This is a genomic window from Serratia sp. root2 (assembly GCF_031931805.1).
Taxonomy (GTDB): Bacteria; Pseudomonadota; Gammaproteobacteria; order Enterobacterales; family Enterobacteriaceae; genus Serratia; species Serratia inhibens.
In genome coordinates this window covers 154,734-175,759 of record NZ_JAUJXB010000004.1, presented here as the reverse complement: position 1 = coordinate 175,759, position 21,026 = coordinate 154,734, and the positions used below count along the sequence as shown (strand labels likewise).

At 55.9% G+C, this 21,026-nt stretch carries 25 protein-coding genes; 13 read left to right on the top strand and 12 right to left on the bottom strand.

Features of this window, described 5'->3' with window-relative positions:
* The first annotated feature begins 9 nt into the window (after nt 1-9).
* Nucleotides 10-1,428, top strand: a complete 1,419-nt coding sequence (locus tag QZQ97_RS18680) for a glutamate synthase small subunit (RefSeq protein ID WP_311994662.1) — start codon at nt 10-12, stop codon at nt 1,426-1,428.
* A 191-nt stretch (nt 1,429-1,619) separates the two neighbouring features.
* Here QZQ97_RS18680 and sspB read toward each other — a convergent pair whose 3' ends face one another.
* The 5 genes from sspB to zapE all read right to left on the bottom strand — a co-directional run bounded on the left by sspB (nt 1,620) and on the right by zapE (nt 5,339).
* Nucleotides 1,620-2,117 carry a ClpXP protease specificity-enhancing factor gene (gene sspB / locus QZQ97_RS18675; RefSeq protein ID WP_126485480.1) on the bottom strand — a complete coding sequence of 166 codons (498 nt, stop codon included), beginning with the start codon at nt 2,115-2,117 and terminating at the stop codon, nt 1,620-1,622.
* 5 nt (nt 2,118-2,122) lie between these two features.
* Nucleotides 2,123-2,764, bottom strand: coding sequence for a stringent starvation protein SspA (gene sspA, locus QZQ97_RS18670; RefSeq protein ID WP_006317088.1), 642 nt, complete (start codon nt 2,762-2,764; stop codon nt 2,123-2,125).
* 335 nt (nt 2,765-3,099) lie between these two features.
* The gene (gene rpsI, locus QZQ97_RS18665) at nt 3,100-3,492 is read right to left on the bottom strand and encodes a 30S ribosomal protein S9 (RefSeq protein ID WP_006317091.1); all 393 of its coding nucleotides are present in this window, start codon (nt 3,490-3,492) and stop codon (nt 3,100-3,102) included.
* 15 nt (nt 3,493-3,507) lie between these two features.
* The gene (gene rplM, locus QZQ97_RS18660) at nt 3,508-3,936 is read right to left on the bottom strand and encodes a 50S ribosomal protein L13 (protein WP_004948491.1); all 429 of its coding nucleotides are present in this window, start codon (nt 3,934-3,936) and stop codon (nt 3,508-3,510) included.
* Between the two features lie 275 nt (nt 3,937-4,211).
* On the bottom strand, nt 4,212-5,339 hold the full coding sequence (zapE, locus tag QZQ97_RS18655) for a cell division protein ZapE (protein WP_311994661.1): 1,128 nt from the start codon (nt 5,337-5,339) through the stop codon (nt 4,212-4,214).
* A 232-nt stretch (nt 5,340-5,571) separates the two neighbouring features.
* On the opposite strand from zapE, the gene zapG reads away from it, so the two are divergent.
* From zapG to degS, 3 genes are all read left to right on the top strand, one after another.
* Complete coding sequence (zapG, locus tag QZQ97_RS18650; RefSeq protein WP_006317094.1) at nt 5,572-5,973, top strand: Z-ring associated protein ZapG; 402 nt, start codon at nt 5,572-5,574, stop codon at nt 5,971-5,973.
* Nucleotides 5,974-6,164: 191 nt separating this feature from the next.
* Nucleotides 6,165-7,535, top strand: a complete 1,371-nt coding sequence (degQ, locus tag QZQ97_RS18645; RefSeq protein ID WP_311994660.1) for a serine endoprotease DegQ — start codon at nt 6,165-6,167, stop codon at nt 7,533-7,535.
* Nucleotides 7,536-7,624: 89 nt separating this feature from the next.
* Nucleotides 7,625-8,683 carry an outer membrane-stress sensor serine endopeptidase DegS gene (degS, locus tag QZQ97_RS18640; RefSeq protein ID WP_311994659.1) on the top strand — a complete coding sequence of 353 codons (1,059 nt, stop codon included), beginning with the start codon at nt 7,625-7,627 and terminating at the stop codon, nt 8,681-8,683.
* A 74-nt stretch (nt 8,684-8,757) separates the two neighbouring features.
* Here the strand turns inward: degS and murA are convergent, their stop codons facing one another.
* The 7 genes from murA to mlaF form a co-directional block, all read right to left on the bottom strand.
* Complete coding sequence (gene murA / locus QZQ97_RS18635; protein ID WP_006317097.1) at nt 8,758-10,017, bottom strand: UDP-N-acetylglucosamine 1-carboxyvinyltransferase; 1,260 nt, start codon at nt 10,015-10,017, stop codon at nt 8,758-8,760.
* A 55-nt stretch (nt 10,018-10,072) separates the two neighbouring features.
* Nucleotides 10,073-10,327 carry a BolA family iron metabolism protein IbaG gene (gene ibaG / locus QZQ97_RS18630; protein ID WP_126485490.1) on the bottom strand — a complete coding sequence of 85 codons (255 nt, stop codon included), beginning with the start codon at nt 10,325-10,327 and terminating at the stop codon, nt 10,073-10,075.
* A gap of 140 nt (nt 10,328-10,467) precedes the next feature.
* Nucleotides 10,468-10,770 (bottom strand): lipid asymmetry maintenance protein MlaB, encoded by a 303-nt coding sequence (mlaB, locus tag QZQ97_RS18625; protein ID WP_311994658.1) that lies wholly within the window; start codon nt 10,768-10,770, stop codon nt 10,468-10,470.
* Nucleotides 10,770-11,399, bottom strand: a complete 630-nt coding sequence (gene mlaC, locus QZQ97_RS18620) for a phospholipid-binding protein MlaC (RefSeq protein ID WP_311994657.1) — start codon at nt 11,397-11,399, stop codon at nt 10,770-10,772. Before mlaC ends, mlaB begins: the two co-directional genes overlap by 1 nt.
* A 14-nt stretch (nt 11,400-11,413) precedes the next feature.
* Nucleotides 11,414-11,965 carry an outer membrane lipid asymmetry maintenance protein MlaD gene (gene mlaD / locus QZQ97_RS18615; RefSeq protein WP_006317101.1) on the bottom strand — a complete coding sequence of 184 codons (552 nt, stop codon included), beginning with the start codon at nt 11,963-11,965 and terminating at the stop codon, nt 11,414-11,416.
* A gap of 4 nt (nt 11,966-11,969) precedes the next feature.
* Complete coding sequence (gene mlaE / locus QZQ97_RS18610) at nt 11,970-12,752, bottom strand: lipid asymmetry maintenance ABC transporter permease subunit MlaE (protein ID WP_311994656.1); 783 nt, start codon at nt 12,750-12,752, stop codon at nt 11,970-11,972.
* Nucleotides 12,753-12,756: 4 nt separating this feature from the next.
* A complete protein-coding gene (mlaF, locus tag QZQ97_RS18605; protein ID WP_311994655.1) occupies nt 12,757-13,572 on the bottom strand; it encodes a phospholipid ABC transporter ATP-binding protein MlaF in 816 nt (271 codons plus the stop codon).
* 302 nt (nt 13,573-13,874) lie between these two features.
* Here mlaF and QZQ97_RS18600 point away from each other — a divergent pair, with 302 nt between their 5' ends.
* From QZQ97_RS18600 to ptsN, 9 genes are all read left to right on the top strand, one after another.
* A complete protein-coding gene (locus QZQ97_RS18600) occupies nt 13,875-14,861 on the top strand; it encodes a calcium/sodium antiporter (protein ID WP_311994654.1) in 987 nt (328 codons plus the stop codon).
* 207 nt (nt 14,862-15,068) lie between these two features.
* Complete coding sequence (kdsD, locus tag QZQ97_RS18595) at nt 15,069-16,055, top strand: arabinose-5-phosphate isomerase KdsD (RefSeq protein ID WP_311994653.1); 987 nt, start codon at nt 15,069-15,071, stop codon at nt 16,053-16,055.
* 17 nt (nt 16,056-16,072) lie between these two features.
* Nucleotides 16,073-16,627: a 3-deoxy-manno-octulosonate-8-phosphatase KdsC gene (gene kdsC / locus QZQ97_RS18590; RefSeq protein WP_311994652.1), complete on the top strand. Its 555-nt coding sequence runs from the start codon at nt 16,073-16,075 to the stop codon at nt 16,625-16,627.
* On the top strand, nt 16,624-17,202 hold the full coding sequence (gene lptC, locus QZQ97_RS18585) for an LPS export ABC transporter periplasmic protein LptC (RefSeq protein ID WP_311994651.1): 579 nt from the start codon (nt 16,624-16,626) through the stop codon (nt 17,200-17,202). The genes kdsC and lptC overlap by 4 nt, the downstream gene beginning before the upstream one ends.
* Nucleotides 17,171-17,710, top strand: a complete 540-nt coding sequence (lptA, locus tag QZQ97_RS18580; protein ID WP_311994650.1) for a lipopolysaccharide ABC transporter substrate-binding protein LptA — start codon at nt 17,171-17,173, stop codon at nt 17,708-17,710. The genes lptC and lptA overlap by 32 nt, the downstream gene beginning before the upstream one ends.
* A gap of 6 nt (nt 17,711-17,716) precedes the next feature.
* A complete protein-coding gene (gene lptB, locus QZQ97_RS18575; RefSeq protein ID WP_006317106.1) occupies nt 17,717-18,442 on the top strand; it encodes an LPS export ABC transporter ATP-binding protein in 726 nt (241 codons plus the stop codon).
* A 50-nt stretch (nt 18,443-18,492) separates the two neighbouring features.
* Complete coding sequence (gene rpoN / locus QZQ97_RS18570) at nt 18,493-19,926, top strand: RNA polymerase factor sigma-54 (RefSeq protein WP_311994649.1); 1,434 nt, start codon at nt 18,493-18,495, stop codon at nt 19,924-19,926.
* Nucleotides 19,927-19,949: 23 nt separating this feature from the next.
* Nucleotides 19,950-20,237, top strand: coding sequence for a ribosome hibernation promoting factor (gene hpf / locus QZQ97_RS18565; protein ID WP_004948547.1), 288 nt, complete (start codon nt 19,950-19,952; stop codon nt 20,235-20,237).
* A gap of 282 nt (nt 20,238-20,519) precedes the next feature.
* A complete protein-coding gene (gene ptsN / locus QZQ97_RS18560; protein WP_004948550.1) occupies nt 20,520-20,981 on the top strand; it encodes a PTS IIA-like nitrogen regulatory protein PtsN in 462 nt (153 codons plus the stop codon).
* Nucleotides 20,982-21,026 lie beyond the last annotated feature (45 nt).

The following is a 21,026-nucleotide window of genomic DNA, read 5'->3' as shown; positions in this document are numbered from 1 at the left end:
AGGTCATTAATGAGTCAGAATGTTTATCAATTTATCGACCTGCAGCGCGTTGATCCGCCAAAAAAACCGCTGAAGATCCGTAAAATTGAGTTTGTAGAGATTTACGAGCCGTTTTCGGAAACTCAGGCGAAAGCGCAGGCAGACCGTTGTCTTTCCTGTGGTAACCCTTATTGCGAATGGAAATGCCCGGTTCACAACTACATACCGAACTGGCTGAAGCTGGCGAACGAAGGCCGCATCATGGAGGCGGCGGATCTGGCGCACCAGACCAACAGCCTGCCCGAAGTGTGCGGCCGCGTCTGCCCGCAGGATCGCCTGTGTGAAGGTTCCTGTACACTGAACGACGAGTTTGGTGCGGTGACCATCGGTAACATCGAACGTTATATCAGCGATAAAGCGATCGAAATGGGCTGGAAGCCGGACATGTCCCACGTGCAGCCCACCGGCAAGCGTGTAGCGGTGATTGGTGCCGGCCCAGCCGGTTTGGCTTGTGCCGATGTGTTGACCCGTAACGGCGTGAAAGCGGTAGTTTACGATCGTCATCCGGAGATCGGCGGGCTGCTGACCTTCGGTATTCCGGCCTTCAAGCTGGAAAAAGAAGTGATGGTGAAACGCCGTGGCATCTTCAGCGAGATGGGTATTGAGTTCCAGCTGAATACCGAAGTGGGCAAGGACATCACCATGGATGCGCTGCTGAACGAGTTTGACGCCGTGTTCCTTGGCGTCGGCACCTATCAGTCGATGCGCGGCGGATTGGAGAACGAGGAAGCGCCTGGCGTCTATGACGCACTGCCATTCTTGATCGCCAACACCAAGCAGCTGATGGGCTATGAAGCCGAGCAGCACGAGCCGTATGTCAGCATGGAAGGCAAGCGCGTGGTGGTTCTGGGCGGTGGCGATACCGCGATGGACTGCGTGCGTACTTCTATCCGTCAGGGCGCAACTCAGGTTATCTGCGCCTACCGTCGTGATGAGGCCAACATGCCGGGTTCCAAACGCGAAGTGAAAAATGCGCGTGAGGAAGGGGTTGAATTCAAATTCAACCTGCAGCCGCTGAGCATCGAACTGAACAGCGCCGGCCGCGTCGCCGGCGTGAAAATGGTTCGCACTCAGTTGGGTGAGCCGGATGCCAATGGCCGTCAGGTTGCTGAGCAAGTGCCGGGTTCCGAGCACGTGATCGATGCCGATGCCGTAGTGTTGGCGTTTGGTTTCCGCCCGCACAAGATGGATTGGCTGGCGGCACATGACGTTCAACTCGACAAGCAGGGCCGCATTGTGGCGCCGGAAAGCACCGATAACGCCTTCCAGACCAGCAACCCGAAAATCTTCGCCGGTGGCGATGCGGTGCGCGGTTCAGATCTGGTCGTCACGGCGATTGCCGAAGGCCGTAAAGCTGCCGATGGCATCATGAGCTATCTGGAAGTGTAATATCCCTTCTGCTTCATGCCTCAGGGGCCCGGTTCAATACCGGGCCCCTTGTTTTTCCGCACACGCAGCACCCGCCGCCCTTCTGCGCCCGATAGAACGATTGCATGCATCAGTGAAAAACGGTTTGTTCGGCAGGATCGGGGCAATAAAAAAGGCCGCCTGAGCGACCTTTGCTGTTCATTGCTGCGGGATTATTTCACCACGCGCAGCGCTGGACGGCCACCGCGCGGCGGCTGTGGCGGTTCATCGTCCGGCTCGTTGTCATCACTCACGTCCGGGCGATCGCCATCAATCACCGACATCAGGCTTTCCGATGGGATCGTCTCATTGTCCATGCCTTCAAAGGTGCCTTCCGCCTCATAGGCGGCTTCCGGTTCAAACATGGTGCCTGCGCCATTTTCACGCGCATAAATCGCCAGTACCGCTGCCATTGGCACCGAAACCTGACGTGGCACACCACCGAAACGCGCGTTGAAATGCACTTCGTCGTTGCCTAACTCCAGGCTACCTACCGCACGTGGCGCAATATTCAGTACGATCTGACCATCGCGGGCAAACTCCATCGGCACCTGTACGTCAGGGCGCGTTACATCCACCACCAGATGCGGAGTCAACTGATTATCAAGCAACCAGTCATAGAACGCCCTCAGCAGGTACGGACGGCGCGGGGTCATCTGAGACATATCCATGACGCTTAGCCCCGGGTCTGCAGGCGCATTTCGCGCTCGGCTTCAGTCAGGGAGGCCAGGAAGGCGTCACGCTCGAACACGCGGGTCATGTAGCCTTTCAGCTCTTTGGAACCGGCACCGCTCAGTTCAATGCCCAACTGCGGCAAACGCCACAGCAGCGGCGCCAGGTAGCAATCCACCAGGCTAAACTCTTCGCTCATGAAGTAAGGGGTCTGACCAAAGATCGGGGCAATCGCCAACAGTTCTTCGCGCAGCTGACGGCGGGCCGATTCTGCTTCCTGGCCATTGCTCTTCTCGATTTTGTACATCAGCGAGTACCAGTTCTTCTCGATACGCAGCATCATCAGGCGGCTTTCACCACGAGCGACCGGGTAAACCGGCATCAGCGGCGGGTGCGGGAAGCGCTCATCCAGGTATTCCATGATGATACGGGATTCATACAGGGTCAGCTCGCGATCAACCAGCGTAGGCACCGTCTGGTACGGGTTGAGGTCAATCAGATCCTGCGGCAGGTTATCCAACTCAACCTGCTCAATCTCGACGCTGACACCTTTCTCCGCCAGTACGATACGTACTTGATGGCTAAAAATGTCGGTCGGGCCAGAAAACAGCGTCATTACCGAACGTTTGTTGGCAGCGACAGCCATGAAAACCTCCAAGTTTATCTAGAAAATACTGCGAATAGCCAACTGACAGGCTGCTATCCTGAATGATCTTGACCGCTGGCCAGCAGCACACAGATAAACCTTGGGTCTAAAACAGGACGCGGAGGTAGACTGACGACAGCTGCATGGCGAACAGGCGCAAAAGTGGATGATAGTTTACCAGATTTTGCTTGTTTTGTGGGGACTGTGCGGTGATTTCGTGTTGAATTGTCTGATATACCACAGATTTTAGTCGAGCGAAGGTGATTTTCAGGCATAAAAAAACCCGGTGAAGCACCGGGTTTTTGGCGTAAACTCCACTGCCGAAGCAGTAAAAATTAACGCTTGGAGAACTGCGGACGACGACGTGCTTTACGCAGGCCGACTTTCTTACGTTCAACCTGACGAGCGTCACGAGTAACGAAGCCAGCTTTACGCAGCTCACCACGCAGAGTCTCGTCATATTCCATCAGTGCACGGGTGATACCGTGACGGATAGCGCCAGCTTGACCAGAGATACCACCACCTTTAACAGTGATGTACAGGTCAAATTTGCCAACCATGTCGACCAGTTCCAGCGGCTGACGAACTACCATGCGGGCAGTTTCGCGACCGAAGTACTGTTCCAGGCTGCGCTGGTTAATTACGATGTTACCGTTGCCCGGCTTGATGAAGACGCGAGCGGCGGAGCTTTTGCGGCGACCAGTGCCGTAGTATTGATTTTCAGCCATTGCCTATAATCCCGATTAGATGTCAAGAACTTGCGGTTGCTGTGCCGCGTGAGTGTGCTCGTTGCCCGCGTAAACTTTCAGTTTACGGAACATTGCACGACCCAACGGACCCTTTGGCAGCATGCCTTTAACCGCGATTTCAATCACGCGCTCAGGATTGCGGGCAATCATCTCTTCAAAGGTCGCTTGCTTGATACCACCGATGTGGCCGGTGTGGCGGTAATACACCTTGTCTGTACGCTTGTTGCCGGTTACAGCAACTTTTTCTGCGTTCAGAACGATGATGTAGTCACCGGTATCAACGTGCGGGGTGTATTCCGCTTTATGCTTGCCGCGCAAACGACGAGCGAGTTCAGTAGCGAGACGGCCTAAAGTTTTACCATCTGCATCAACAACGAACCAGTCGCGTTTTACGGTTTCTGGTTTAGCTGTAAAAGTTTTCATTAGAAAGCTTACCCAATAATTAGTTACACGTTGGTGAACACCCAAACGCTCGAAAACAGTTGAGGCTCACACGACCATACAAGTCCAGCAAACCTACCCCTTCGAATAGCCATTGCCGGCACTATAAAGTTTTTGGGAAAAAAACTTTGTTGTAACGTGGGGTCGCAAGATTATAGAGAAGTCGCTCACAAAGATCGAACGCTTTTTGAATGGAAAAGCAATTTAGCGCCAGAGAGAGGAAAACGGGGGATCCTGGCGGCCAGATCCCCGGACCATCAAGGCAGATGCGGCAGCTTCAGATACTCTTCGCTTTGCATCTCCTGCAGGCGCGACAGACAGCGCTGATACTCAAACTTCAACCGCTCACCCTGGTAGATATCGAACATCGACGCTTCGGCGGCAATCACCAACTTGACGTGCCGCTCGTAGAATTCGTCCACCAGCGCCAGGAAGCGGCGGGCGGTGTTCTCCTTCAACGGCCCCATTACCTGCACATTGTACAGCATGACGCTGTGATACAGCTTCGACAGCGCAATATAGTCCAGTTGGCTGCGCGGCTCTTCGCACAAAGTATGGAAATCCACCGCCAACACCCCGTCCACCGCGCGGATCGCCTGCAGTGGCCGGTGATTGACCTGCAGCACCGGCGCTGCTTCCCCCGCCTTCCCCGCCAACTTGATGAACATCCGGTCCATGGTGTCTCGGGTTTGACTGTCGAGCGGCGTCAGGTACAAATGCGCCTGAGTCAGAGTACGCAAACGGTAATCGATGCCGGCATCGACGTTCATCACATCGCAGTAGTCGTTAATCAGGGCAATCGCCGGCAGGAAACGCGCGCGTTGCAAGCCGTTGCGGTACAGATCGTCCGGCGGAATATTCGACGTTGCCACCAGCGTGATGCCGCGTGCAAACAGCGCCTGCAACAACGTGGCCAGCAGCATCGCGTCGGTGATGTCGGAAACGAAGAATTCGTCAAAACACACTACGTCGGTCTGCGCCTTGAAACCGTCGGCGATGATCTCCAGCGGGTTCTCCTGCCCCTGCAACTCGGTCAACTCTTCATGTACCCGCAACATAAAGCGGTGGAAGTGCAGTCGCAGTTTGCGCTCTCCCGGCAGGCTGTGGAAAAACATGTCCATCAGCCAGGTTTTACCGCGCCCGACCCCGCCCCACATGTACAGCCCCTGCACCGGACGTCGGCTGGCCGTTTCATCGCCCTTGCCAAGCCAGCGGCTGAACTTGCCGCGCAATCCACCGGCCGGCACGCTTGCCGCAGGTATTTGCTGCAATGCCAGGTAAATGCCTTCCAGCCGGATAACCGCCTGGCGTTGTACCTCATCGGCCTGATATTCCCCCGCCTCCAGCGCCTGCTGGTAGCGTGATAACGGTGATAATGCCTGCATCTGTTCGATGTTCCCTTAGAACCCGTAGAAATTATTTAGCAAATTTTCGCGGCATGTTGATGCTGCTTCGCACCGTTATCGCCACATATGCCCGCGTCGCGACGTCTTGAAAAACCCCGTAAACGCCAGGTTATGGCTTATCAGGATTCCACTCGGACAAGGTTAACGGTTATAGTGGATATTATTAAGTGAAAAATCCCTGCGGAACAACGAAGTCAAAATAGGAGTCATCATGACCTGGGAGTATGCGCTGATTGGTTTAGTCGTCGGCATCGCCATTGGTGCGGTAGCGATGCGTTTTGGTAACCGTAAATTACGTCAACAACAAGTGTTGCAAAACGAGTTGGACAAGAGCAAAACCGAGCTGGAAGAGTATCGTCAGGAGCTGGTCGGCCATTTTGCCCGCAGCGCCGAGCTGCTGGATAACATGGCGCGAGACTATCGCCAGCTGTATCAACATATGGCGAAAAGCTCCAACAACCTGCTGCCGGATCTGCCGATGCAGGAAAATCCGTTCCGATATCGCCTGACCGAAGCCGAAGCCGATAACGATCAGGCACCGGTAGAAATGCCACGCGACTACTCTGAAGGCGCCTCCGGCCTGCTGCGTGGCGAACGTCCGCGCCGCGACTGATCCTCGCCCTGCCCGTGGGCCTGCCCCACGGGTTTTCATCTTGCCCCGCTTGATCCCCCCGCCTGAGCTATCCTTAACGCTGGCGCTTGAGTGAACTTTTCACGCAAATTCACGGTCTTACCCTTCACTATGGTATTGCTGCTGCTTTATCATCACTATTTCACCGGCAGGTATTGAGAGAGTTATTATCAATGAAGAAAAAGTCGTTAATTCTTAGTGCATTGGCAATGAGTATTGGCCTCACGCTCACCTCCGTACCGGCAGTCAGCGCGGCATTGCCCGTCGCCGTTCAGGGGCAATCGCTGCCAAGCCTGGCGCCGATGCTGGAAAAAGTCTTGCCCGCAGTAGTCAGCGTGCATGTTGAAGGGACTCAGGTGCAGCGCCAGCAAGTTCCAGAGGAATTCAAACGCTTCTTCGGCCCCGACGCTCCCGGGCAGCAACAAAGCTCACGCCCGTTCGAAGGGCTGGGATCCGGCGTAATCATCGACGCCGCCAAAGGCTATGTGCTGACCAATAACCACGTCATCAACAACGCCGACAAAATCAGCGTACAGCTGAATGACGGCCGCGAAGTGGACGCCAAACTGGTTGGCCGCGACGAGCAGTCCGATATTGCCCTGCTGCAGCTTAGCGACGTGAAAAACCTGACCGCGATAAAAATGGCGGACTCCGATGCGTTGCGGGTCGGCGATTTCGCCGTTGCCGTCGGCAACCCGTTTGGCCTCGGCCAGACCGCCACCTCCGGCATTATCTCCGCGCTGGGCCGCAGCGGCCTGAACCTGGAAGGGCTGGAAAACTTTATCCAGACGGACGCCTCCATCAACCGCGGTAACTCCGGCGGCGCGCTGGTTAATCTTAACGGCGAGCTGATAGGCATCAACACGGCCATTCTGGCGCCGGGCGGCGGCAACGTCGGCATCGGCTTTGCCATTCCGAGCAACATGGCGCAGAACCTCAGCCGGCAGCTGATCGAATTTGGCGAGGTGAAACGCGGCCTGCTTGGCATTAAAGGCAGTGAAATGACCGCCGATATGGCCAAGGCGTTTAATACTGACGCTCAACGCGGCGCCTTCGTCAGCGAAGTGCTGCCGAAATCCGCCGCCGCCAAGGCAGGTATCAAGGCCGGCGACATTTTGGTTTCCGTCGACGGCAAGCCGGTCAGCAGCTTCGCCGAACTGCGCGCCAAAGTAGGCACTACCGCACCGGGTAAAACCATCAAGGTCGGGCTGTTGCGCGATGGCAAACCGCAGGAAGTTGCCGTTACGCTGGATAACAGCGATGGCGCCTCCACCAATGCCGAAACGCTGTCACCGGCCCTGCAGGGGGTTTCCCTCAGTAATGGCGCCCTCGCCAGCGGTGACAAAGGCGTGAAAATCGATAAGGTGGATAAAGGCTCAACGGCGGCACAAATTGGGCTGCAGAAAGACGATGTGATTATTGGCGTCAACCGCCAGCGCGTTGAGAACATCACGGCGTTGCGCAAAGTCTTGGAAGCCAAACCACCGGTCATGGCGCTGAACATCGTGCGCGGCACTGAAACCCTTTATCTGCTGCTGCGTTAATTTGTTTAAAAACCGGGCTCGGTGACATACTGCGCCCGGTATTCTCATGTTATCCTCCGTGCATCCTTCATCTCACGTACTAAAACTCCATGTTTGCTAAGCTCTTGCGTTCTGTCGTTATTGGTTTAATCGTTGCCGGCCTGCTGCTGGTTGCGCTGCCTGTGCTGCGTTCTTCCAATACTCTGTTCGCAGAAAAACATGACAATACCAGTGACGAAACGCCGGTCAGCTACAACAAGGCCGTGCGACGCGCTGCACCCGCCGTGGTAAATATCTACAATCGCAATATGAGCGGTACCGCCAACGTGCTGTCGCTGGGTTCCGGCGTGATCATGAACGAGCGCGGTTATATTCTGACCAACCGCCACGTTATCAAGGATGCCCAACAAATTACCGTCGTGCTGCAGGACGGCCGCCGCTACGAAGCGCTGCTGGTCGGCTCCGACAGTCTGACCGATCTGGCCGTGCTGAAGATAGATCCGGGTAATCTGCCGGTTATCCCCATTAATAATGCCCGGGCTGCGCACGTGGGCGATGTGGTCCTGGCGATAGGCAATCCCTATAATCTCGGCCAGACCGTCACTCAGGGGATCCTCAGCGCCACGGGCCGCATCAGTATGAGCACCACCGGCCGTCAGACCTTCCTGCAAACCGATGCCTCGATTAACCGTGGCAACTCCGGCGGCGCTTTGGTCAACTCACTGGGTGAGTTAATCGGCATCAATACCCTGACCTACGACAAAATCACCGACGGTGAAACGCCGGAAGGCCTGGGTTTCGCCATTCCCATTGAACTTGCCACCAAAATCATGGACAAACTGATCCGTGATGGCCGCGTTATCCGCGGTTACTTCGGCATTCAAGGCAAAGAGATTATTCCTTTGCGTTCGTCCAATTCCGGCATCGATCGCCTGCAAGGCATTATCGTGACCGAAATTACGCCGAACGGACCGGCGGGTAACGCAGGCTTCCATATCAACGACGTGATCATCAACGTAGACAACAAAGCGGCGATATCGGTGCTGGAGACCATGGACCAGGTGGCAGAGATACGCCCGGGTACGGAAATACCGGTAGTCGTGCTGCGTGACGGCAAACGCATTACGCTGAAGATGACGGTAGGCGAATTTCCGGAAGACAGCAATTAAAAAGGGCCCGGCCAAAGTGAGCCGGACCCTCAATAGGGTATTTCCGTCGGGGCATCGCCCCGACATCTGACAGATTACTCGCCTTTCACACGCTCGATATTCGCACCCAGCGCACGCAGCTTGTCTTCAATACGCTCATAGCCACGGTCGATATGATAGATACGATCGACGACGGTCACACCGTCGGCGATGCAGCCGGCGATCACCAGGCTGGCAGAAGCGCGCAGATCGGTCGCCATCACCTGGGCACCGGAAAGCTGCTCAACGCCATGACAAATCACGGTGTTGCTCTCGATCTCGGCATGTGCACCCATGCGGATCAGCTCCGGCACGTGCATGAAGCGGTTTTCGAAAATGGTCTCGGTTATCACGCCGGTCCCTTCCGCCACCAGGTTCAGCAAGCTGAACTGGGCCTGCATATCGGTCGGGAAACCAGGATGCGGCGCGGTACGAATGGTAACCGCTTTAGGGCGATTGCCGTGCATGTCCAGGCTGATCCAGTCTTCGCCCACTTCGATATCCGCGCCGGCTTCACGCAGTTTGGCCAACACGGCGTCCAGCGTATCCGGACGGGTGTCGCGGCACATCACTTTGCCACCGGAAACCGCAGCGGCAATCAGGAAGGTGCCGGTCTCGATACGGTCAGGCAGAACGCGATAAACACCGCCGCCCAGGCGCTCAACGCCTTCGATGGTGATGCGGTCACTGCCGGCGCCGCTGATTTTCGCGCCCAGCGTATTAAGGAAGTTGGCAGTATCGACAATTTCCGGCTCGCGCGCGGCGTTTTCGATCACGGTGGTGCCGGTCGCCAAGGTCGCTGCGCTCATGATAGTCACGGTTGCGCCAACGCTCACCTTGTCCATCACGATGTGCGCGCCTTTCAGGCGGCCTTCAACGGAAGCTTTAACGTAACCTTCTTCCAGTTTGATCTCCGCACCGAGTTGTTCCAGACCGGTGATGTGCAGATCGACCGGACGCGCGCCGATCGCACAGCCGCCCGGCAGGGAGACCTGACCGCGGCCAAAACGCGCGACCAGCGGCCCCAGCGCCCAGATCGAAGCACGCATGGTTTTCACCAGGTCGTACGGCGCACAGAACTCGTTCACGCCGCTGGCGTCAACATACACAGAGCCGTTGCGCTCGATCTTGGTGCCTAACTGGCTGAGTAGCTTAATGGTGGTGTCGATGTCCTTCAGCTTCGGGACATTCTGCAGCTCGACCGGCTCTTCCGCTAATAATGCGGCGAACAGGATCGGCAGGGCGGCGTTTTTCGCCCCGGAAATAGCAACTTCACCGCTGAGGCGGGTCCGGCCCTGCACACGAAATTTATCCATCTGACTACTCTCTGTTATCTAATCTGGAGCTGCCCGCCCCGGAGGGCAAACAGCCTTAAAATCCGTTGAGTTTGCGGTCTCGCTGCCACTCTTCAGGGGTGTACGCCTTGATCGATAAGGCATGAATGCGGTTGTCCGCAATGTATTCCATCAACGGTGCGTAGACCGTCTGTTGTTTTTTGACGCGGCTCATGCCGGCAAACAGCTCGCCGACCACGATCGCCTGGAAGTGGCTGCCGTCGCCCGTGACATGTACTTCATCCAGTGCCAAGGCTTGCATCAGCACGTCTTTAATCTCGTTATTTTCCATAGTATCCAGTTCTGCAGCAAAAGGATCATAATCAGCCTGACATCTTAGTGGAATACGACGTTTTCTTAAACTAAAGAAAAAGCCCCTATTACACAGGGGCTTTTTGGGGTAAGACCATCTTCAGCCAGCTGAAAATATCGCTAACCAGCGGTATCGACAGGCATTATTTCTTGCAGGTTGTACAACGCTATCAGCGTTTTCAAGCGATCGGTGGCACCGGAAATTTTTAATTCAACCCCGTGCTGGCGCTGCTGCTCACGCAAATGCACCAGCAGCGCCAACCCGGAAGAGTCCACACGTTGCAGTTGCGAGACGTCGAGAGCGGTTTTATCCGCCAGCAACGTTTCCCGTTGATCCCACAACGGCAGCAGCGTTTCCCGGTCCAGCTCGCCGCGCAGGATCAAGGTCTGCTGCTGCGATTCAAAGCTGAGTGCGGCCGACATCAGTTTTTCTGATCCAGCGTGATAGGCCGTTGCGCCGCGGCCTGCAGCTGTTTGGTCAGACCGTCAATGCCCTGAGTACGCAGGGTCGACGCCCACTCGTTCTGCTTGGTGGTGATCATGCTGACGCCTTCGGCGATCATGTCATACGCCTGCCAGTGGCCGGTTTTGCTGTTTTTACGCCATTGGAAATCCAGACGCACCGGTGGACGGCCGTCTTTATCAATGATGGTCACGCGGATGGCGACAATGTCGGCATCGCCCAGCGGCTGCTCAGGGGCGATCTGGTAGGTCTGACCGTGGTACATCGCCAGCGCCTGGCCATAAGCCTGCTCCAGATAAGCCTGGAATGCGGTGAAATAGGCATCACGCTGCGCCGGCGTCGCTTCTTTGTAATAACGGCCCAGCACCAACGCACCGGCGTATTTGACCTGCACGAACGGCATCAGCTCCTGATGCACCACCGAACGCAGGTAGTTAGGGTCCTGCTTGATTTTTGGCTGCTCGGTTTTCAGCCGGGTAAAAGTCTTCTCAGCCGCGTCTTGCATCAGGCTGTACGGGTTGGTTTGATCGACCGCATTCGCCAGCGGAGCAACCACCAGCAGGGCCACCATAAGTAGACGTTTAAACATTCAGGTTTCCTCTCTTAATGACTTGGGGCGACAGATTGCGGCGCAGTACCGGCAGCCGGCTCAGCGGCCGCGTCTCCCGGTTTGGCTGCATTATCCTGGCCGCCGCTTTTATACAGGAACTGGCCGATCAGATCTTCCAGAACCATGGCTGATTTGGTGTCCTGAATAGTGCCGCCATCCTTCAGAATAGTAGTGCCCATATCAGGATCTTCAAAACCGACGTTCAGTGCCAGATACTGTTCCCCCAGCAGGCCGGAAGTGCGGATCGCCAGTGAGCTGGTGTCCGGGATTTGGTTATATTTGTCCTGAATGTCCAAGGCTACGCGCGGCGTATAGGTTTTAGGATCGAGCGAGATATCGGCCACACGGCCAATCATCACGCCGCCTATTTTCACCGGCGAGCGCGCTTTCAGACCACCGATATTATCGAAGGTCGCATAGATGCGGTACGTCGGCTCGTTACCGATCGACTTAATGTTCGCTACCTGCAGGCAGAGAAAGACGATGGCGCACAGCGCAATCAGCATAAATGCCCCAACCCAAATTTCACTCTTCTTCGTTTGCATCGAATCAATTCCCAAACATCAGTGCTGTCAGCACGAAATCCAATCCCAACACCGCCAGTGACGAATGTACCACGGTACGAGTCGTTGCCCGGCTAATCCCTTCAGAGGTCGGCACCGCATCATACCCGTTGAAAATGGCAATCCAGGTCACGGTGATGGCGAATACCACGCTCTTGAGCAGACAGTTGAGCAAGTCTTTTCTCCACTCCACTGCGCCCTGCATCGCCGACCAGAAGAAGCCGCTGTCGATGCCCTTCCAATCCACGCCGACTATCGCTCCTCCCCAGATGCCCACGGCGACGAAGATAATCGTCAGCAGAGGCATGCTGATCAAACCGGCCCAAAAGCGCGGCGCGACAATCCGCCGCAGCGGATCGACGGCCATCATTTCCAGGCTGGAAATTTGTTCGGTCGCCTTCATCAGGCCGATTTCTGCCGTCAACGCAGAACCTGCGCGGCCGGCAAACAGCAGCGCAGTGACCACCGGCCCCAGTTCACGCAGCAGCGACAGCGCCACCATCATGCCCAGGCTGGCCTCGGCGCTGTAAGTGGTCAGTACCAGATAACCTTGCAGACCCAGCACCATGCCGATAAACAGCCCGGAAACCATGATGATCAGCAGCGATTGCACACCCACGCTGTGCATTTGCTTTAGCAACAGCGGCCACTGTTTGCGCGGCTCCGGCCGCCCGACCAGTGCGTTGAACAGCATCAACCCCGCGCGCCCAAAGCTGGCGCTGGTATTGATGCCACGGCGCCCTAAAGACGCTAACGCCTGTAATAACATGAGCTTATTTACTCCCTAAGCCTAACAGCTCGGCCTGGTAATCCCCGGCCGGATAACGGAAGGGTACCGGCCCATCGGCAATACCATCCAGGAACTGGCGCACGCGCGCATCAGGATTGTTCTGTAATTGCGGCGTCGTCCCTTCGGCAATCACTCGATGATCGGCAACGATATACGCGTAGTCGGCGATGCTCAGCACTTCAGGCACGTCGTGCGAAACCACGATACAGGTGATACCCAGCGCATGATTCAGCTCATCGATCAGCTTCACCAATACGCCCATGGTGATCGGATCCTGGCCGACGAAAGGTTCGTCGAACATGATCAACTCCGGGTCGAGCGCGATCGCCCGCGCCAGCGCGGCTCGCCGCGCCATGCCGCCGGACAGTTCGTTGGGCATCAGCTCAGCCGCACCGCGCAACCCGACCGCTTCCAGTTTCATCATCACCGTGCTGCGCAAAATCGGCTCCGGCAAACGGCTGTGCTCACGCAGCGGGTAGGCCACGTTTTCAAACACCGTAAGATCGGTGAACAGCGCGCCAGACTGGAACAACATGCTCATTTTCTTGCGCGCCTCATACAGCTGATGGCGGGATAGCGCGGGAATATTATCGCCATCGAACCAGATCTCGCCGCGGTCCGGTGCCAGTTGGCCGCCAATCAGGCGCAACAGCGTGGTTTTACCAATACCGGACGGCCCCATGATCGCCGTGACCTTGCCGCGGGGAACCGTCAGGTTGATGTCTTCGAATATCAGTCGATCGCCGCGCGAGAAAGTCATGTCGCGCACTTCGACCAGATTCTCTGCATTTTGGTGCATGTTAATGGATCCTTTACGGCTCATTTTTGCCAAATCTACCCGCGATGTTAAAGCAACGGGCGCAACGCGTCTCATCTTTACAAAAACTTACCGGCATTTCGCTACCAATGGTGCCATAGGTTTTACTTTTACGCGCCACCCGGTCAAAATTGGCGCCATAACGAAAAAAACGAAACTGCTCATATATTAGCCGGGAAAACCCGTTGCTGCGGCTTTAGCCTGCACAACGGAGGGCAAAGCAAGATAGCCGAATTTCGGCTTTTAACCAACGAACCGGGATGATACCCAACAAAGGACCCTGCATGTTTCTCGCGATAGCTTTACTCATCGTTGGTTTATTTTTACTGGTGTATGGCGCAGACCGCTTAGTTTACGGTGCTGCGGTGATTTCCCGTTCGCTTGGCGTGCCGCCGTTAATCATCGGCATGACCATCGTCGGTATCGGCACTTCACTGCCGGAACTGTTCGTGTCGACCACCGCCGCGCTGAATGGGCAGATAGATATGGCCGTGGGGAACGTATTAGGTTCCAACATTGCGAATATATTATTGATCCTTGGCGTGGCTGCGCTGATTCACCCGCTGGCGGCGCGATCCGAGGTGCTGCGCCGCGAACTGCCGCTGATGTTGGCGGTCACAGTATTGTGCGGTTTTGTGTTGATGGACGGCACCCTGAGCCGCCTGGATGGCGTGGTGTTATTGGCCGCCGCTGCCGCCTTTATTTTATTGATGCTGAAAATCGCCAGGCTGGCGCAGCGCGAAGGCAGCGACAGCCTGACCGTGGAACAAATCGCCGAACTGCCGCAAGACAGCAGCAACACCGTGGCGGTGCTGTGGCTGGTGCTGGCATTCATTATTCTGCCGTTATCGTCCAAAATGGTGGTCGATAACGCCACGGTGATTGCGCACTATTTTGGCATGAGTGAACTGGTGGTCGGTTTGACCCTCATCGCCATCGGCACCAGCCTGCCGGAGTTGGCCACGACCATCGCCGGGGCACTAAAGGGTGAGGATGATATGGCGATTGGTAATATCATCGGCTCCAACATTTTCAACACGGTAATCGTACTGGGCGTTCCTGCCCTGTTGTCGCCTGGCAGCGTCGACCCTGCCGCCTTCCACCGCGATTATTGGGTCATGTTGGCGGTCAGCATTGTGCTCAGCGCCCTGTGCATCGGGCGAAAACATCGCATCGGTCATCTGGCGGGCGCTCTGTTATTATGTGGTTTTATTGCGTATCTTGCGGTGCTGTTTTTTAACCCTTTCAATTCATTTAGCTATAGCCTATAGCTTTCAAGTTGCAGCTAGGCGGCAAGCTCACTCTTCCCCAGGCGCTTACTCAGGTAAGTAACTGGGGTGACAGATCTGCAGGGAGCAGATTTGAACGCTGCTAGCAGCGGCCCCACAGGGGTGTGGCCCATGGACGGGCCACATAATTGAGTGCAGGTAACAACGCTGTAGCTTGAAAGATGACGGGTATGACCGACGGGAATGAACATGTCGAACATTCAGTTGCAACCGGGCTTTGATTTTCAACAGGCAGGCAAAGAAGTGCTGCAGATTGAGCGTGACGGGCTGGCCCAGCTCGATCGGTACATCAATGCAGATTTTACCCGCGCCTGCGAATTGATCGCCGGCTGCTGCGGTAAAGTGGTCGTGATGGGCATGGGTAAATCCGGGCACATTGGCTGCAAGATTGCCGCCACCTTCGCCAGCACCGGCACGCCATCCTTTTTTGTTCACCCGGCCGAGGCCAGCCACGGCGATCTTGGCATGGTGACGGCACAAGATATCGTGCTCGCCATTTCCAATTCCGGCGAGTCCAATGAAATCCAGGCGCTCATCCCGGTCCTGAAGCGTCAGCAAATCCCGCTGATCTGCATGACCAACAACCCGGAAAGCTCAATGGGCAAAGCGGCGGATATTCACCTGTGCATCAAGGTGCCGCAGGAAGCCTGCCCGCTCGGCCTGGCACCGACCACCAGCACCACCGCCACCCTGGTGATGGGCGATGCGCTGGCAGTGGCGTTGCTGAAAGCCCGCGGTTTCACGCCGGAAGATTTTGCGCTGTCACACCCGGGTGGCGCCCTGGGCCGCAGGTTGTTGCTGCGCGTTTGCGACATCATGCACAGCGGCGAGGAAATCCCGCGCGTCAGCGCCGATGCATCGCTGCGCGACGCGTTGCTGGAAATCACGCGCAAAAACCTGGGCATGACGGTCATCTGCGACGATCTGATGAAAATCGCCGGCATCTTTACCGATGGTGACCTGCGGCGGATATTTGATATGGGCATCAACCTCAACGAAGCCCGGATCGTCGATGTCATGACGCTCGGCGGCGTGCGGGTACGCCCGAACCTGCTGGCGGTCGATGCGTTGAACCTGATGCAGCAGCGCCATATCACCGCGCTGCTGGTTGCCGATGGCGACCAATTGCTGGGTGTGGTACATATGCATGACATGCTGCGCGCCGGCGTCGTTTAATTAAGGAATAGAACTCAATGAGTCTGGTTGAAACCTGCTACGGGCCTGTAGAACAAGACGTCATGGCGCGTGCCGGCAAAATCCGCCTGCTGATTTGCGATGTCGACGGCGTGCTGTCAGACGGCCTGATTTTTATGGGCAACAACGGCGAAGAATTAAAAGCGTTCAACGTGCGCGACGGTTACGGCATTCGCTGCCTGAAAACATCGGATATCGACGTGGCGATTATCACCGGACGTTCAGCCAAACTGCTGGAAGATCGGGCGAAAACCCTCGGTATCACCCATCTGTATCAGGGGCAGTCCGATAAGCTTTTGGCCTTCCGCGAACTGTTGGATACACTGTCGTTAAACGCGGATCAGGTGGCCTATATCGGTGATGATCTGATCGACTGGCCGGTGATGGCTGAGGTTGGCCTGGCGGTCGCCGTGGCGGATGCGCATCCGTTGCTGACGCCAAGAGCCCACTACGTTACCCGTATTGCCGGTGGCCGCGGCGCGGTGCGCGAACTGTGCGACATTATTCTTTTGGCACAGAATAAGCTGGAGGACGCCAAGGGGCTGTCGATATGAGCAAAACCAAACTTTGGATCACCCTTCTTCTTGCGGTGATTGCCCTGGCGCTGATTGGCTGGAACATGACTGATTTCAATGATGATGCGATTCCAGGCCCCGTCAATGATCAGGACCCGACTTATCAGAGCCAGCACACGGTCACCATAGTGTACAATCCGACCGGGAAGCTGAGTTACAAGCTGGTGGCGGAAGACGTGAAATATTATACCGCCGATGAATTAAGCTGGTTTACCCAGCCGGTGATGACGCTGTTTGATGAAAACGCGGTGGCCACCTGGTCAGTTCGCGCCGATCGCGCCAAACTGACTAAAGACCGAATGCTGTATCTTTACGGCCACGTTGAGGTGAACAGCCTGACCACCACCTCGCAGCTGGAAAAAATTAAAACGGACAATGCTCAGGTGAATCTGGTGACCCAGGATGTCGCTTCGGATGATGAAGTGACCCTCTACGGGACAAACTTTACCTCTAACGGCATGAAAATGCGTGGGAACCTGCGGGCCAAAACCGCTGAGCTGATTGATAAGGTTAAGACCAACTATGAAATTCAGAACCAAAAAACAACGCCGTAATCTGTTGATCGGAAGCCTCGTTTTGGCCGCCAGCGCACCCGCATGGGCACTGAAATCTGACTCCAACCAACCGGTAAGTATCGACTCGCTGAAACAGTCTCTGGATATGCAGAGCAACGTCAGCACCTTTACCGATAACGTGGTGATCAAACAAGGCACCATCGACATCAAAGCGGATAAAGTGGTCGTTACCCGCCCTGGCGGCGATCAAAACAAAACGTACATCGAAGCTTTCGGCAATCCGGTCACCTTCTACCAGATGCAAGACAGCGGCAAACCGGTAAAAGGCCATGCGCAGAAGGTCCGTTACGATGTGGCGTCGCAGTTGGTGACCCTGACCGGGAATGCCTATCTGGAGCAGCTAGACAGCAACGTGAAGGGCGATCGCATCACCTACCTGGTGCAACAGCAGCAAATGCAGGCGTTCAGCGATAAAGGCAAACGCGTGACTACGGTTCTGGTACCGTCGCAGTTGCAAGACAAAAACGGGCAAAAGAAGAGTAACTAATCACTTATGGCTACACTCATCGCAGAAAACCTGGCGAAAGCCTACAAGGGCCGTAAAGTTGTTGAAGACGTCAGCCTGAAAGTGAAATCCGGCGAGATCGTCGGCCTGCTGGGGCCAAACGGCGCCGGCAAGACCACTACCTTTTACATGGTGGTCGGTATCGTCCAGCGTGATGCCGGGCGTATCGTGATTGACGAAGAAGACATCAGCCTGCTGCCGCTGCACGCCCGTGCGCGTCGCGGCATTGGTTATTTGCCGCAGGAAGCGTCCATTTTCCGTCGTCTGAGCGTGTATGACAACCTGATGGCCGTCCTGGAGATCCGCGAGGATCTCAGCAGCGAGCAGCGTGCAGACCGTGCGGTTGAGCTGATGGAAGAGTTCCACATCTCCCATCTGCGCGACAACCTGGGCCAGGCGCTGTCCGGTGGTGAACGCCGCCGCGTGGAGATTGCCCGTGCTCTGGCGGCTAACCCGAAATTCATCCTGCTGGATGAGCCTTTCGCCGGGGTTGATCCCATTTCCGTTATCGACATTAAAAAAATTATCGAGCACTTGCGTGACAGCGGCCTCGGCGTGCTGATCACCGACCATAACGTGCGCGAAACGCTGGACGTGTGTGAACGCGCCTATATCGTCAGCCAGGGCAAATTGATTGCTCACGGCACGCCGGATGCCATTTTGGCTGATGAGCAGGTGAAACGCGTTTATCTGGGCGAAGAATTCCGCCTCTGAGTGCCGGCGCGTCCTGATGGACGACTGTTAACGGAAGTAGACTGAAGATTATGAAGCAAGGTTTGCAACTCAGGCTCAGCCAACAACTGGCCATGACCCCCCAGCTCCAGCAGGCTATTCGCCTGCTGCAGTTGTCCACGCTTGAGCTCCAGCAGGAGATACAGCTGGCGTTAGAGAGCAATCCCCTGCTTGAGCAGACCGATCTGCACGAAGAAATCGACGCCAAAGAGACGACCGAGACCGAAGGGCTGGATACCCGCGAGGCGCTGGAACAAAAGGACATGCCCGAAGAACTGCCGCTGGACGCCACCTGGGACGAAATCTATACCGCAGGCACGCCGTCCGGCACCGGCACCGATTACAGCGATGATGAGTTGCCGGTCTATCAGGGCGAAACCACCCAGACGCTGCAGGATTACCTGATGTGGCAGGTGGATCTCACACCCTTCTCTGATACCGATGTCGCCATTGCCACCTCGATAGTCGACGCCGTCGATGACACCGGCTATCTCACCGTGCCGCTGGAAGATATTCTGGAGAGCATGGGTGACGAGAATGTGACAATGGACGAAGTGGAAGCGGTGTTGAAGCGCGTGCAGCGTTTTGACCCGGTTGGCGTCGCCGCGCGCGATCTGCGCGACTGTCTGCTGATCCAGCTTTCCCAGTACGCAAAAGATACGCCCTACCTGGCTGAAGCACGCCTGATCATCAGCGAACATCTTGCTCTGTTGGCGAATCACGACTTTCGCAGCCTGATGCGAACAACGCGGCTAAAAGAAGATACACTGAAAGAAGCGATGCTGCTGATCCAGTCTCTTGATCCGCGCCCGGGCCAGTCGATCAACACCGGCGAGTCAGAATACGTGATCCCGGACGTGCTGGTACGCAAGGTGCAGGACAGTTGGACGGTAGAGCTCAACGCCGACAGCATTCCGCGGCTGAAGATCAACCAGCAATACGCCGCCATGGGCAGCAGCGCGCGCAACGACAGTGACGGCCAGTATATTCGCAGTAATCTGCAGGAAGCGAAATGGCTGATCAAGAGCCTGGAAAGCCGTAACGACACCTTGCTGAAAGTCACGCGCTGCATCGTCGAGCAGCAACAAGCGTTTTTTGAACAGGGCGCCGAATTTATGAAGCCCATGGTACTGGCGGATATCGCCCAGGCCGTGGAGATGCATGAATCGACAATCTCACGCGTCACCACGCAGAAATTTCTGCACAGTCCGCGCGGCATTTTCGAGTTGAAATATTTCTTCTCCAGCCACGTGAATACTGACAGCGGGGGCGAAGCCTCCTCTACGGCGATCCGCGCTTTGGTGAAGAAATTGATTGCGGCGGAAAACCCCGCCAAACCGCTCAGCGACAGCAAGCTGGCCACCCTGCTCTCCGATCAGGGGATCATCGTGGCGCGGCGTACCGTCGCCAAGTACCGAGAGTCTTTGTCCATCCCGCCGTCCAACCAGCGTAAACAGTTGGTTTGACCTCAATAGAGAAGGAAGACACTATGCAGCTCAACATTACCGGACACCACATCGAAATCACCGAACCATTGCGCGAGTTCGTGAACACCAAGTTCGCCAAGCTCGAACAGTATTTTGACCGCATAAATCAGGTGTATGTCGTGCTTAGCGTGGAAAAAGTGCAGCAGATTGCGGAAGCGACGGTGCACGTGAATGGAGGCGAGTTGCATGCCACCTCGGAAGACGAGAACATGTATGCCGCAATTGACACCCTGATCGACAAACTGGCGCGTCAATTGAACAAACATAAAGACAAACTGAAACAACACTGACATTCTGGGCCGTCTCCGTCCGCGGGCACGGCTCAAACATAGCCCAGGTCGTCGGCGCGTTACCTGTATTACCCTGGATAATTGGCGTTGCATCGAGGTGGCATGAGCGCTTATCCCGCGAGCTTACACAGGTAAGTGATTCGGGTAAGTAGACTCAGCCAACACAGAGGCAGCGTCAAGTATGACGGGTATGGGTACCGCGCCGATAAGCCATCAGGGTTAAACAAGGCGAAAAATCACCTCACAAGGCAACTTGATGGTGTGGTTTTAAGTGAAGATGAGATGAACAACGAAACAATGCAATTAAGCTCGGTGTTAAACATCGAGTGCACCAAAAGCTCGGTACACTGCACCAGCAAGAAACGGGCTTTGGAGATTATCAGCGAACTGGCTGCAAAACAGCTCAACCTGCCGTCGCAGGTGGTGTTTGACGCAGTTCTCACCCGGGAGCGCATGGGCAGTACCGGTATCGGCAACGGTATCGCCATTCCCCATGGCAAACTGGAAGAGGACACACTGCGGGCCGTTGGCGTGTTTATCCGTCTCGACCAACCTATTGCCTTTGACGCCATTGACAACCAGCCTGTCGATTTGCTGTTCGCCTTGCTGGTGCCGGCCGACCAATGTAAAACCCATTTGCATACCCTGTCGCTGGTCGCCAAGCGCCTGGCCGACAAAACCGTATGCCGCCGCCTGCGCTCGGCGCAAAGTGACGAAGAGCTTTACCAGATCATCACCGAGTAACGCCCGGCTGGCGTGACTTCCAGCCGGGATAACGATACTGTTTAG

Bases quoted from the DNA above. Each gene is read 5' to 3' on its own strand.
- lptB (WP_006317106.1), top strand. From the start codon at position 17,717: ATGGCTACACTCATCGCAGAAAACCTGGCGAAAGCCTACAAGGGCCGT.
- degQ (WP_311994660.1), top strand. From the start codon at position 6,165: ATGAAGAAAAAGTCGTTAATTCTTAGTGCATTGGCAATGAGTATTGGC.
- lptA (WP_311994650.1), top strand. From the start codon at position 17,171: ATGAAATTCAGAACCAAAAAACAACGCCGTAATCTGTTGATCGGAAGC.
- hpf (WP_004948547.1), top strand. From the start codon at position 19,950: ATGCAGCTCAACATTACCGGACACCACATCGAAATCACCGAACCATTG.
- mlaE (WP_311994656.1), bottom strand. From the start codon at position 12,752: ATGTTATTACAGGCGTTAGCGTCTTTAGGGCGCCGTGGCATCAATACC.
- kdsD (WP_311994653.1), top strand. From the start codon at position 15,069: ATGTCGAACATTCAGTTGCAACCGGGCTTTGATTTTCAACAGGCAGGC.
- ptsN (WP_004948550.1), top strand. From the start codon at position 20,520: ATGAACAACGAAACAATGCAATTAAGCTCGGTGTTAAACATCGAGTGC.
- QZQ97_RS18600 (WP_311994654.1), top strand. From the start codon at position 13,875: ATGTTTCTCGCGATAGCTTTACTCATCGTTGGTTTATTTTTACTGGTG.
- mlaC (WP_311994657.1), bottom strand. From the start codon at position 11,399: ATGTTTAAACGTCTACTTATGGTGGCCCTGCTGGTGGTTGCTCCGCTG.
- degS (WP_311994659.1), top strand. From the start codon at position 7,625: ATGTTTGCTAAGCTCTTGCGTTCTGTCGTTATTGGTTTAATCGTTGCC.
- zapG (WP_006317094.1), top strand. From the start codon at position 5,572: ATGACCTGGGAGTATGCGCTGATTGGTTTAGTCGTCGGCATCGCCATT.
- mlaB (WP_311994658.1), bottom strand. From the start codon at position 10,770: ATGTCGGCCGCACTCAGCTTTGAATCGCAGCAGCAGACCTTGATCCTG.
- ibaG (WP_126485490.1), bottom strand. From the start codon at position 10,327: ATGGAAAATAACGAGATTAAAGACGTGCTGATGCAAGCCTTGGCACTG.
- mlaD (WP_006317101.1), bottom strand. From the start codon at position 11,965: ATGCAAACGAAGAAGAGTGAAATTTGGGTTGGGGCATTTATGCTGATT.
- sspA (WP_006317088.1), bottom strand. From the start codon at position 2,764: ATGGCTGTCGCTGCCAACAAACGTTCGGTAATGACGCTGTTTTCTGGC.
- murA (WP_006317097.1), bottom strand. From the start codon at position 10,017: ATGGATAAATTTCGTGTGCAGGGCCGGACCCGCCTCAGCGGTGAAGTT.
- rpoN (WP_311994649.1), top strand. From the start codon at position 18,493: ATGAAGCAAGGTTTGCAACTCAGGCTCAGCCAACAACTGGCCATGACC.
- lptC (WP_311994651.1), top strand. From the start codon at position 16,624: ATGAGCAAAACCAAACTTTGGATCACCCTTCTTCTTGCGGTGATTGCC.
- mlaF (WP_311994655.1), bottom strand. From the start codon at position 13,572: ATGCACCAAAATGCAGAGAATCTGGTCGAAGTGCGCGACATGACTTTC.
- QZQ97_RS18680 (WP_311994662.1), top strand. From the start codon at position 10: ATGAGTCAGAATGTTTATCAATTTATCGACCTGCAGCGCGTTGATCCG.
- rplM (WP_004948491.1), bottom strand. From the start codon at position 3,936: ATGAAAACTTTTACAGCTAAACCAGAAACCGTAAAACGCGACTGGTTC.
- sspB (WP_126485480.1), bottom strand. From the start codon at position 2,117: ATGGATATGTCTCAGATGACCCCGCGCCGTCCGTACCTGCTGAGGGCG.
- zapE (WP_311994661.1), bottom strand. From the start codon at position 5,339: ATGCAGGCATTATCACCGTTATCACGCTACCAGCAGGCGCTGGAGGCG.
- rpsI (WP_006317091.1), bottom strand. From the start codon at position 3,492: ATGGCTGAAAATCAATACTACGGCACTGGTCGCCGCAAAAGCTCCGCC.
- kdsC (WP_311994652.1), top strand. From the start codon at position 16,073: ATGAGTCTGGTTGAAACCTGCTACGGGCCTGTAGAACAAGACGTCATG.